Origin of the sequence: Lysinibacillus sp. NPDC093712, assembly GCF_050280025.1 — a bacterium.
Taxonomy (GTDB): Bacteria; Bacillota; Bacilli; order Bacillales_A; family Planococcaceae; genus Lysinibacillus.
In genome coordinates this window covers 37,423-49,766 of sequence record NZ_JBNNUU010000006.1, presented here as the reverse complement: position 1 = coordinate 49,766, position 12,344 = coordinate 37,423, and the positions used below count along the sequence as shown (strand labels likewise).

General features: G+C 37.7%; 10 protein-coding genes. 9 read left to right on the top strand and 1 reads right to left on the bottom strand.

The window, feature by feature from the left end; translation table 11 throughout:
- Positions 1-141: 141 nt before the first annotated feature.
- Complete coding sequence (locus tag ACQKNX_RS19280) at positions 142-2,502, top strand: bifunctional 2',3'-cyclic-nucleotide 2'-phosphodiesterase/3'-nucleotidase (RefSeq protein WP_427430242.1); 2,361 nt, start codon at positions 142-144, stop codon at positions 2,500-2,502.
- A 120-nt stretch (positions 2,503-2,622) separates the two neighbouring features.
- Here the strand turns inward: ACQKNX_RS19280 and ACQKNX_RS19275 are convergent, their stop codons facing one another.
- A complete protein-coding gene (locus ACQKNX_RS19275; protein WP_427430241.1) occupies positions 2,623-3,486 on the bottom strand; it encodes a VOC family protein in 864 nt (287 codons plus the stop codon).
- Positions 3,487-3,629: 143 nt separating this feature from the next.
- Here ACQKNX_RS19275 and ACQKNX_RS19270 point away from each other — a divergent pair, with 143 nt between their 5' ends.
- From ACQKNX_RS19270 to mntR, 8 genes are all read left to right on the top strand, one after another.
- Positions 3,630-3,935, top strand: coding sequence for a winged helix-turn-helix transcriptional regulator (locus tag ACQKNX_RS19270; protein WP_340822016.1), 306 nt, complete (start codon positions 3,630-3,632; stop codon positions 3,933-3,935).
- Between the two features lie 283 nt (positions 3,936-4,218).
- Positions 4,219-5,133 carry a UDP-N-acetylmuramate dehydrogenase gene (gene murB, locus ACQKNX_RS19265; protein ID WP_427430240.1) on the top strand — a complete coding sequence of 305 codons (915 nt, stop codon included), beginning with the start codon at positions 4,219-4,221 and terminating at the stop codon, positions 5,131-5,133.
- Positions 5,134-5,188: 55 nt separating this feature from the next.
- Complete coding sequence (locus ACQKNX_RS19260) at positions 5,189-5,944, top strand: exodeoxyribonuclease III (RefSeq protein ID WP_427430239.1); 756 nt, start codon at positions 5,189-5,191, stop codon at positions 5,942-5,944.
- A 227-nt stretch (positions 5,945-6,171) separates the two neighbouring features.
- On the top strand, positions 6,172-8,535 hold the full coding sequence (locus ACQKNX_RS19255) for a penicillin acylase family protein (protein WP_427430238.1): 2,364 nt from the start codon (positions 6,172-6,174) through the stop codon (positions 8,533-8,535).
- Between the two features lie 307 nt (positions 8,536-8,842).
- Complete coding sequence (locus ACQKNX_RS19250; RefSeq protein WP_340822021.1) at positions 8,843-9,214, top strand: ArsR/SmtB family transcription factor; 372 nt, start codon at positions 8,843-8,845, stop codon at positions 9,212-9,214.
- Positions 9,195-11,318, top strand: a complete 2,124-nt coding sequence (locus ACQKNX_RS19245) for a heavy metal translocating P-type ATPase (RefSeq protein ID WP_427430237.1) — start codon at positions 9,195-9,197, stop codon at positions 11,316-11,318. Before ACQKNX_RS19250 ends, ACQKNX_RS19245 begins: the two co-directional genes overlap by 20 nt.
- 170 nt (positions 11,319-11,488) lie before the next feature.
- A complete protein-coding gene (locus tag ACQKNX_RS19240; RefSeq protein ID WP_173479396.1) occupies positions 11,489-11,767 on the top strand; it encodes a late competence development ComFB family protein in 279 nt (92 codons plus the stop codon).
- A 140-nt stretch (positions 11,768-11,907) separates the two neighbouring features.
- Complete coding sequence (gene mntR / locus ACQKNX_RS19235) at positions 11,908-12,327, top strand: transcriptional regulator MntR (RefSeq protein ID WP_173479397.1); 420 nt, start codon at positions 11,908-11,910, stop codon at positions 12,325-12,327.
- The last annotated feature ends 17 nt before the right edge of the window (positions 12,328-12,344 follow it).

The following is a 12,344-nucleotide window of genomic DNA, read 5'->3' as shown; positions in this document are numbered from 1 at the left end:
TAATGTATGATTTACTTAAAAAGTGTTCTGCTATTGGTTAAAAAGTACATACAATTAGGACTAAATATTCAGTTAAATTGATGATTAGTATAATATAATAGAAAACGAAGGAAAATATTATATTTATAGGGGGGTAATTGCTTGAATAAGAAAATAATAACTAAAATGTTAGCCGTGTTACTTGTTCTATTTGCAGTATTACCATTTGGCTTTTCAGCGAATGCTGCATCTAATGATGTAACACGTGGAGATTACGTGAAGGAACTAGTAGAAAGCTTGAATGTCGAGCTTGGTGACGGGTCTTCACTTGGTTTTACGGATGTCCCTAAGGATTTAGCACCTTATGTGGAAAAAGCGGTAGAACTAAAGTTAATTAAAGGTAAAACAGCAACTTTATTTGGTCCAAATGATAAATTAACTCGCCAACAGGCATTTGTTATTTCGGCCCGTGGATTAGTAACAAACAATGCTTCACTTAGTGAATTAGACAAATTCAAAGATGCTGATCAAGTAGCTGAGACACATAAGCAAGATTTAGCAAATGCTGTAGCAGCGAATATTTTACAAGGATATGAAGATAATACAATTCGTCCGCGTAACTATGTGACATCCGATCAAATGCAAAGTATTGTTGAGCGTTTTGTAGCTGAATACAAAGTACCTACATCTGCGACAACAGTAGATCTTCAAATTTTAGGTACTACGGATATTCATACTAACTTAGCAAACTATAACTACTATTTAGATGCAGAATCTGCTGATGTTGGACTAGCAAACACTGCTTCACTTATTGAGCAAGCGCGTACAGAAAACCCTAATACATTATTATTTGATAATGGAGATTTAATTCAAGGAACACCACTAGGTTCTTATAAAGCGTTAGAAAATGTGTTAAAACCAGGTGAAACTCATCCTGCTATTGCTGCTCTAAATGCACTAAAATATGATGGTGGCACTTTAGGAAATCATGAATTCAACTATGGTTTAGAATTTTTAACAGAAGTACTGAATGATGCGCAATATCCAGTAGTGAATGCGAACACTTACGATGCAAAAACAAAAGAACATATGTATACACCATTTGTTATTATCGATAAAGAGGTTGTGGACAATACAGGTAAAAAACATACACTAAAAGTGGGTGTAACAGGTATTGTACCAACTAAAATTGTTGAATGGGATGCTATTCATTTAGAAGGTAAAGTAGAAATGCAGGAGCCTGTAGAGGCAATTAAAGAAGTTGTACCTGAAATGCAAAAAGCAGGTGCAGATGTAATCGTCGTGCTTTCTCATTCAGGTATCGGTGAAGATACGAATGTAATAGGCGCTGAAAATGTAGGATACCAAATTTCTGAAATAGAAGGCATTGATGCTTTAATTACAGGTCACTCGCATTTAACATTCCCAGGTGACTATAAAGACCTTAAAAATGTTGATCAAGAAAAAGGGACTATTAATGGAGTTCCAACAGTTATGGCAGGTAGCTATGGTAGCCACCTTGGTGTAATTGATTTGAAATTAGAACAACAAGGTTCTGAATGGGTTGTTGTAAATGGACAAGGTTCAATCCGTTCTATTAAACAACAAGGATTACAACCATCGCAAACCGTGTTAAACGCTATTAAAGAAGCACATGAAGGTACATTAACGTATATTCGCCAAGCTGTTGGTGAAACGACTGCACCTATTCACAGCTACTTCTCAATGGTTCAAGATGATCCATCTATTCAAATCGTAACACAAGCTCAAAAATGGTTTATTGAAAAAGAACTAAAAGGGACTGCTGATGAAAACACACCAATTCTTTCTGCTGGTGCTCCTTTCAAAGCGGGCTCTCGTAACAACCCTGCGGACTTCACAAACATTCCTGTAGGTCCACTTGCTATTAAAAACATGGCGGACATTTATCATTACGATAATACTGTTGCAACGATCAAAGTTACAGGTGCACAAGCTATCGAGTGGTTAGAGATGGCTGCTGGTATTTTCGCAACAATCGATCCGACGAAAACCGAGGAACAAAATATTATTGATGCTGAAGCACGCTCTTACAACTTTGATGTTTTAGATGGCTTAACATATCAAATTGATGTAACATCTCCAGCAAAATATGATCGTCGTGGTATTCTTGTCGATGAAAAAGCGAACCGTATTAAAAATGTACAATACAATGGTAAGTCAATTGATCTAGAGCAAGAATTCATTATCATTACAAACAATTACCGTGTTGGTGGTTCTTATGGAGCAACCTTTAAAAATGCGGAAGGCACAAATGTAACAAACTATGCTTATGAAAATCGTCAAGCCGTAGTTGACTACATTATGGCAAACAAAACAATTAATCCTGCTGCAGATAACAACTGGTCATTTGTACCGTTCCCGGCTAATACAAAGATTATTTATCATTCTGCTAAGGATGCACAAAAAGTCATCCCAGCAGGTAGCAACATCGAGTATCTTGGTGATACAGAAGGCGGCTTCGGTAAATATTTAATTAAATAATGCAGTATATAAAAAAGGAGAGTACGATTAGTCATCGTAGCTCTCCTTTTTATGATGTACAAAAGCTTTGTAACATGAGCAATTATTCTAGAAATTAAAAACCGGTGTCCTTTATATAAACTAACGAACGTAAAAAATCATTGCATCATCATTGAAATCTACAACTACTAACTGATCGTTTTCGAATGTATACGGAATTTGTTTTTCCTTTACATTATTCAGCAGGTTTTGTAGTTCTTCATGTGAAGAAAGTGCGAATGTGTAGCTGAGTAAACCCGTAGTTTGTTTTGGTGGAACGGGAGCACCTACGCCTTGCCATATATTTACCGCGATATGATGATGATAACCACCAGCAGAAATGAAGAGTGCGCTATCGTGGAAATTAGTCATAATATCAAAACCAAGTGCATCTATATAGAAGTAAGTTGTTGCTTCGTTTATAACGCTCACATTTAAATGGATGTGACCTAATACTGTTCCTTTAGGGAAACCTACCCATGGCCGCTGACGGTCATATAATGCCATCACACCTTCTATATCCACTGCCTCTGTGCCAGTTATTAGCCCACCATGACCATCGCTAATCCATTCCGTACGAGGGCGATCATGATAGATTTCTATTCCGTTACCTTCAGGATCGTTTAAGTAAAAGGCTTCCGAATAAATATGATCACCAGCCCCTGTTATAGCTACACCTGTGTTTAACAAATTGCCAATCACATATGCTAAATCCTCTCGAGAAGGAACTAAAATAGCGAAGTGGAATAAACCAGTCGTACGAGGTGGACGAATCGCTACACCTTCTTCTGTTGATAATACTAAAATGGGCTTCGTATTGCCTAGGATTGAAAATGTCACTTGTGTTGTCGTTTGGTTGAGGACTTGAAGTCCAAGTTTTTTATAAAAATTAGTCATTGTTTCTAGTGACTGTACAAGTAAATGTAAATGCTCAAGCTCTAAATTTGCATCAATTTTAAATGTCATAGCTAATAAATCCTCCAAATATATAAGTTACTTTTTGTAATTAAATATAGAATAGTAAACACATTACGTCAAGTAAATAAGTTACTTTAAATTTACTTTTACTAAATTAATCGTTACAATAGAATACATAAGAGGTGAAAAATATGAATGAGACAACTTTATGTCCTCGTTTAGCTAAGGCAATGGATTTAATCGGAAAACGCTGGACTGGGCTAATTTTATATCAATTATTAGACGGATCGCAGCGTTTCAATGAAATAGAATCAGCATTGCCTGTAAGTGGCCGTTTATTATCTGAACGTTTAAAGGAACTTGAAAAAGAGGGGCTTGTTGAGCGCAAAGTATTTTCAGAGGTGCCTGTGCGAGTAGAATATTCTTTAACCGATAAAGGTCAAGCATTAGAAGGTGCTATTCGTAATATTGAATCATGGGCTACTAACTGGCTATAGTATTCGAAACTATTATTTGTGATAATTCAGCTGTAAATGTCAGTGTGAATGCGCGATATACTTTAAACTTCATCAAGTGAAAGCCATTTTTCTTAGATGATTAGTTGAATAAATCGGGCAGTTATAAAGTCACGGATGTTCTGAAAAATACAGAGGATAACTGAAAAGGACAACAAACTGCCCGTTAAAGCGCGAAAAATACCCTTCATTTTACTTGTCAAATCGAGGTTCTAAATCCATACTAGTGTAGAGTAAGAAGGACGTTAGAAAGGAATTAGCTCTCATGACAAAAGAACAATGGGCTGCGGATTTGGCACAAAACATAAATCCGGCCAATATTAAGTTAGATGAATTATTACAGCAATATACAATGACAAAATTAGGTGGTAAAGCGGATGTTTTTGTTCTTCCTGAAACAGAGGAAGAAGCAATTGCCGTTATTCGCTATGCACATTTAAATAATATTCCATTATTAATGTTAGGAAATGGATCTAACATGGTTGTCCGAGATGGAGGCATGCGAGGGATTGTTGTGACATTCTCACATTTAGATGAAATTCATATTAATGGCGAACATGTCTATGCACAAAGTGGTGCACTCATTAAAGATGTATCAAAGCTTGCCGCTGCAGCATCTCTTACTGGTTTTGAATTTGCGTGTGGTATCCCAGGCTCTATTGGTGGCGCGATGGCGATGAATGCAGGTGCTTATGGTGGCGAAATAAAAGATATTATTATTTCTTCGAAAGTTTTAACAAAAGAAGGAGAAATTTTAATATTATCAAAAGAAGAGCTAGAATTAGGTTACCGTCAAAGTAGTATAGCCAAAAAAGGTTATTATGTACTGTCTTCTGAGTTTCAATTAGCTCCAGGAGTACAGGAAGAAATTGATGCAAAAATTGCTGATTTAACGTTTCAACGTGAATCGAAGCAACCACTAGAGTATCCTTCAGCTGGTAGCGTTTTTAAACGCCCGCCAGGACACTTTGCAGGCAAGCTTATTCAGGATAGCGGCCTACAAGGAAAAGGGGTAGGTGGAGCAGAAGTTTCTACAAAACATGCCGGTTTTATTGTCAATAAAGGAAATGCTACGGCTACTGACTATATCGCAACTATTAAAATGGTACAACGAGTAGTGAAAGAAAAGTATGATATTGATTTGGAAACAGAAGTGAAAATAGTCGGTGACGACCTATAAAAACAATGCCGCTCTTCGCTTTGGCGAAGGGCGTTTTTTTGAGGAGTGGGAATGGATGAAATTTATATCATGGAATGTCAATGGTATACGAGCTTGTTTGGGGAAAGGTTTTTTAGATTTTTTTAATAGTATAGATGCAGATTTCTTCTGTATTCAGGAATCAAAATGCCAAGCGGGGCAGGTTGAGCTTGCATTACAAGGTTATGAGCAATATTGGAATTACGCTCAGAAGAAAGGCTATTCAGGTACCGCAATTTTTACAAAGCATACCCCTCTATCTGTGCACTACGGTGTTGGTGAGGACGAGTCGCAGGATGAAGGAAGAATTATTACATTAGAATATGAAAACTTTTATTTGGTAAATGTTTATACACCAAATGCGCAACGTGATCTAGCGAGATTACCTTTTCGACTAGACTGGGAGGATCGATTAGCGTTGTATTTAAAAGAACTTGATGCTAAAAAACCAATCATTTATTGTGGGGATTTGAATGTTGCTCATGCTGATATTGATTTAAAAAATGCAAAATCAAATATAGGTAATTCGGGTTTTACATATGAAGAACGAGCTAAAATGACAGATTTATTAGCAGGTGGCTTTGTAGATTCTTTCCGCTACAAGCATCCAGATGTGACCGATCATTATACGTGGTGGTCTTATATGAATAAAGTTCGTGAACGAAATATTGGATGGCGCATTGATTATTTTATTGTGTCTGAGCGTTTAAAGGAACAAATTGATGTAGCGACAATACATCCACATATTATGGGCAGTGATCATTGCCCAATCGAACTTCAACTGAATGTATAGCCTTTTTTATTTGAAATTGTTTGAGAATTGTTTGAGTGCCTGACACTAGAACCGTATTATCCATTTGGAAATACGGTTTTTTTGTATAAAGAGAATTGCTTGTAATTCGATGTAGAAAAAAAGTGCGTAATACAGCAAAAAACGATAAAATTTGAGGTTATTCTGATTGTAGAAAAGGATTTGAGAAGCCAAATAAAGAATATATTGCTTATAGAGGGGGTTGTAAGGTGAGAAAGTTTAAGTGGAAAAAGTGGTTATGGGTAATCGCTGGTGTGTTGGCGGTCGTCGCAATAACATCTGTTATTGTCTTTACATGGTTTATGAATAAATCAAAACCGATTATTGATGGAGAGCTCGCTGTTAGTATGCTCGATCAAGATGTGACCGTGACAAGGGATGACAAAGGGGTTCCTCATATATTTGCCGAGACAGATGCGGATTTGTATCGCGCACAAGGTTATGTACAAGCGCAGGATCGTCTGTTTCAAATGGATTTAGCACGTAGGCAGGCTAGTGGTCGCCTGTCGGAAATCATTGGCGAGGCGACGATTGAGACAGATAAACATTTTCGTACATTTAGTCTTCGTAATGCTGCTGAAAAATCATTAGCAGCATATGATCCAGCTAGCAAGCAAGTTCTTGAATGGTTCGCAGAGGGAGTAAACGCCTTTATGGAAGAGGCGAAGAGTACGAATACGTTAAGCTATGAATTTGCGTTACTAGGTTACGAGCCGGAAGAATGGACTGTTGTAGACTCTTTAACAATCGGAAAATATATGGCTTATGATTTAGGTGGAAATTGGAATACGCTTGCCTTCCGCCATTGGGCTTTACAAAACTTTGATGAAGAAAAGGCAAAGGAATTATTTATTACGTATCCTGAAAATGCATCATCGATTATCGAGGCAAATAAAGAGAATCCAGTGTCTGTGGTAGGGCAGTTTAATGCTGAGTTATTACCCAATGAATTTAATGGCAGTAATAACTGGGTAGTATCTGGCGATAAAACAAAGTCAGGAAAGCCAATTTTAGCTGATGACCCTCATTTAGGGTTAAGTACACCATCTATTTGGTATCAAATGCATTTACAATCACCAGAACAAAATGTTAGTGGTGTAATTTTTGCGGGAATTCCAGGCATTATTTTAGGTCATAACGAAGAAATTGCATGGGGGGTAACGAATGTAGGCCCTGATGTACAGGATTTATATATTGAAATTCCAAATCCAGATAATCCAACACAATTCCGCTATGACGGTGAGTGGGAACAAGCAGAGGTACGTGATGAGTCGATAAAGGTAAAGGATGGAGAAACGGTAGACTTTGAAGTAATTGTTACACGCCATGGTCCAATTATGACAGATTTAGTGTTTAAGGAAACTGAGCCTTCAGCCCAATTTTCAATGCAGTGGACAGCACTTCAACCAACTGCTGAATTACGAGCAGTGCTTGGTTTTAATAAGTCGAAATCTTGGAGTGAGTTTGAGAAGGCTTTAGAAGATTTTAAAGCACCCGCACAAAACTTTGTTTTTGCATCTAAGGATGGCACGATAGCTTATAAAGCTAACGGACAAATTCCACTGCGAAAGCAAGGGGATGGACAATTACCAGTACCTGGTGACTCAAGTGATTATGGCTGGGAAGGCTTTATTCCTTGGGATGAGTTACCAACTGTTGTCAATCCAGAAGAAGGCTTTATTGCAACAGCAAACAATGAAGTGATTGGCGACGAATATCCATATCATATTACAGATTTTTGGGCACAGCCTTACCGCTTTGAACGGATTAAGGAAGTGCTAGAAGCAAATGATTCAATAACAGTTGAGGATATGATGAATCTGCAAATGGATCAGCATAATCTATATGCACGTGAATTTTTACCGGATTTATTAACGTCTATTAAAAAGATGGATAAGGATGGGAAGTATACTGAAGTCATTACATTGTTAGAGGATTGGAACATGGTGGATGCCAAAGATTTAGGAGCTCCATTAGTGTTCCATACGTTAATGGTGCAATTACAAGAAGTATTGTTTAAAGAGCAGATGCCAGAAGATATGTATAAAATGATGTACGGTAAATTTAATATTACTGATCAGCTTCTACGTAAAGCATATGCAGGTGAGAGAAGTATTTGGATGGAAGAGCAAGGTGGTGTAGATGCCACAGTTTTTGAGGCGTTAGAGCGCACGGTTACACAAATTGAAAATCAGTTCGGGAAAAATGTATCGAAATGGCAATGGGGTGACTTCCACCAACTAACGTTTGATCATACATTAGGCAGTGCTTCACCAATACTTGCTGCATACTTTAATGCTAAGAAGGTTCCGGTTGGTGGCTCGAAGGTGACGGTGCAGGCAGCAGATAATGATTTAGCGGGCAACGTTAATCACGGTGCATCATGGCGTTTTGTCGCTGATGTAGGTGATTTAAGCTCTGCTTACCATATTGTAGGGCCTGGTCAAAGCGGTCACGTGAAATCGGAATGGTATCAAGATCAAGTAATGGACTGGGCAAATGGTAATTATCACGAAACGTTTGTCAAAAAGGAAGATATTAAAGGTAAAACGGTATTATTAAAATCTCAATAAATAATAGAAACGATCAGCGCATGTTTTTATGCGCTGATTTTTTGTTGAGCGGAAGGTGCCATATATGAAGTGCCAGGCACCCAAACAATTCTCAAACAATTTATTTTGCTAATTGCTAATTGCTAATCAATTTTTTACGATTTAGGAGCCTCTACTATGCTAGAAATCAAAGTGAGGTGCCAGGCACGCAAACAATTTATTATACTTTCGTGATAGTAATCCTATACATTCAAATGTCTGTTTGAATATGATGGAATATTATGCTATATTAAAAACAATCAAACGAATATTTGAATGAGGTGAGGAAATGACGAAAGAAGTATGTGAAGTGACGCATGTTAATGAACAAGCGGTCACAAAGGTACAGCAGCAAATGCCAGACTTATCAGGTGTAGCCAAATTTTTAAAGGCATTATCTGATGAAACAAGACTCAAAATAGCGTATGCCTTAACGGTAGAGGATGAATTATGTGTTTGTGATGTTGCGACAATAATAGGTTCATCTGTAGCGACAGCATCGCATCATTTACGATATTTAAAAGAACATAGTTTAGCGAAATCGCATCGTAAGGGGAAGCAAATGTATTACGCTTTAGCCGACGAGCATGTATACCAAATTGTAACGATTGCCTATGAACATGCGAAAGAAGGGATTGCCAATGGCAGTGACACCAAGTAAGCAAGAGTATCGTCTACAAAACTTATCCTGTGCTAGCTGTGCAGCTAAATTCGAAAAAAATGTAAAAGCTCTTCCTGACGTTCAAGATGCACAAGTGAACTTTGGAGCTTCTAAAATAATGATTGTAGGGGCAGTTAGTGTTGATCAAATAGAAGAAGCAGGGGCATTTGATGGCATTAAAGTGTCACAATCTGCGGCAAAAGCAAGTGAAGCAACAATTCCTTTTTATAAGAAAACGGAGAACATATTAGCTAGTGTCTCACTGCTATTCGTTGTAGTTGGCTATCTATTATCTTCTGTTCGTGGAGAAGAAGACTTGTTGACGATTGCTATGTTTATCATTGCGATTATTGTTGGGGGCGTAAAGATCTTTAAAACAGGCTTCCGCAATCTTGCGCGACTAGAGTTTGATATGAAAACGCTTATGACCATTGCAATAATTGGTGCTGCAATAATTGGTGAGTGGGAAGAAGCGGCTGTTGTTGTCTTTTTATTCGCAGTGAGTGAGGCACTTGAAGCCTATTCAATGGATAAGGCACGTCAATCAATTCGTCAGCTAATGGATATTGCTCCGCCAACTGCCACTATTAAACGAGCGCATGGTGAGCACTTCCACGAGATGGAATTGGCAACAGAACAAATTGAAATTGGCGATATTTTAATGGTGAAGCCTGGTCAAAAAATTGCAATGGATGGCATTGTAATTGCGGGGTTATCCGCGGTTAATCAGGCAGCCATTACAGGTGAATCAATTCCTGTCAACAAATCAGTTGGTGACGAGGTATTTGCAGGAACGTTGAATGAAGAAGGCGCATTAGAGGTACGTGTAACGAAACGTGTAGAGGATACAACGATTGCGAAGATTATTCATTTAGTGGAGGAGGCACAGGCAGAAAAGGCTCCATCACAACAATTTGTAGATCGTTTTGCTAAATACTATACACCAGCAATCATGCTTGTGGCGCTTCTTGTAGCGATTGTTCCACCTTTATTTGTAGGAGATTGGCAACACTGGATTTATCAAGGATTGGCAGTACTTGTTGTCGGATGCCCATGTGCGCTTGTTGTTTCAACACCAGTGGCAATCGTAACTGCTATCGGGAATGCTGCAAGACAAGGTGTTCTTATAAAAGGTGGTATTCATTTAGAGCAATTAGGCCATATAGATGCAGTTGCATTTGATAAAACAGGGACATTAACAAAAGGAACGCCTGTTGTAACAGATATTGTTACACATAAGGGATTGCTAGAGAATGATGTTTTACAGCTTGTAGCAGCAGTTGAAAAGCAATCTCAGCATCCATTAGCAAAAGCGATATTGAAGGCGTTACATGATAAAGAGCTGACAGAGCTTGTTCCGACAAATTTTCAATCCGTAACTGGTAAGGGTGCGTATGCAATGGTAGATGGTCAGAAGGTTTATGTGGGTAGTATGAATTGGATTTTATCGTTAGCGACTGTTAATGACACGATAAAGGAACAGGTTAATAAACTTCAAAAACAGGGTAAGACTGTAGTAGCAGCTGTTAGTGATGGTCAGTTTATAGGATTGATAGCTATTGCTGATCAATTGCGCGCTGAAAGTAAAAATGTGCTAGAAAAATTAAGTGCTTTAAAGGTGAAGCATACTGTGATGCTTACAGGAGATGCCAAATCAACTGCTGAAGCGATTGCCTCTACACTAGGTATGAGCGATGTGAGAGCAGGGTTACTTCCAGCGGAAAAACTATCTGCTATTAAAGAATTACGCACGAAATATGGAGCTGTCGCAATGGTCGGAGATGGTGTGAATGATGCGCCAGCATTGGCTTCGGCTAATGTAGGGATTGCAATGGGTGGTGCAGGTACAGATGCCGCGTTGGAGACAGCTGATATTGCACTAATGGGTGATGATTTAACAAAATTACCGTATACGATAGCTTTAAGCAGAAAAACATTACGAATTATTAAAGAAAACATTATATTTGCACTAGCTCTAAAATTAATTGCCCTATTACTCGTTATTCCAGGATGGTTAACATTATGGATTGCCATTTTTGCAGATATGGGCGCAACATTACTCGTTGTTTTCAATTCTTTAAGGCTTATTAAAACGAGAAAATAATAGGTATAAGGATGTGTGTTGTTTTTCTCTGTAGGTAAATAATCATTCCAATGTTTATTTATTATTGTTGTATAGATGCTACTAGCGATTCTTGAAAAGCGTTAAAATTCACGTTATTATTAATAGAGGAAAAATGTAACAATACATTATAAATGAGGCGAAAGTTTTATATGTCAGAACCTATTTTAGTAAATGTTACAGAGGAAATTGTGCGTGGTTTAGTAAGTTTTCTACTTCGGGGACCAGAATATCAAACATTTTGTAAATGTCAAAACTGCGAATTTGATACAGTGGCACTTGCACTAAATGCTTTGGCTAGTAAGTATGTTACATCTATGGAAACGCGGGATGAAGCATTTAAAGCGTTGAATACTCCTGAAAATATCGAGTTGATAAACAGAGAAATTATTCATGCATTACATGTGGTAAATAAGTATCCTCGACATTAAAAAGAGCCCACTTCTATAGTGAAGTAGGCTTTTTTTATGTTTCAAAGAAGTGTTTATCTTGGTTATGTATTTTCAGTTAACTTTTAAGGCAAGCTTGTAGTAAACTAGAGAGTAAGAATAGGAAAGAGAGGGAATAAGATATGCCAACACCTAGTATGGAGGACCATATCGAACAAATATATTTATTGATCGCTAATAAAGGTTATGCTCGAGTGTCTGACATTGCTGAAGCATTATCTGTTCTTCCTTCTTCTGTTACTAAGATGGTTCAAAAATTAGATAAAGATGGTTATTTAGTTTATGAAAAATATCGTGGACTTACATTGACGCCAAGAGGAGAACAACTTGGGAAACGTCTTGTGCAGCGACATGAACTGCTAGAACAATTTTTGCGAATCATTGGTGTAGATGAAGAGCGTATTTACAATGATGTAGAAGGAATCGAGCATCATTTGAGTTGGAATTCAATTGATCGTATTGCGGAACTTGTGCAAGTAATGGAAGAAAATCCAGACATCGCAAAAAAACTAGAAGCATCAAGAAAACAGCACAATTTATAAGATAAAACATTCATCTT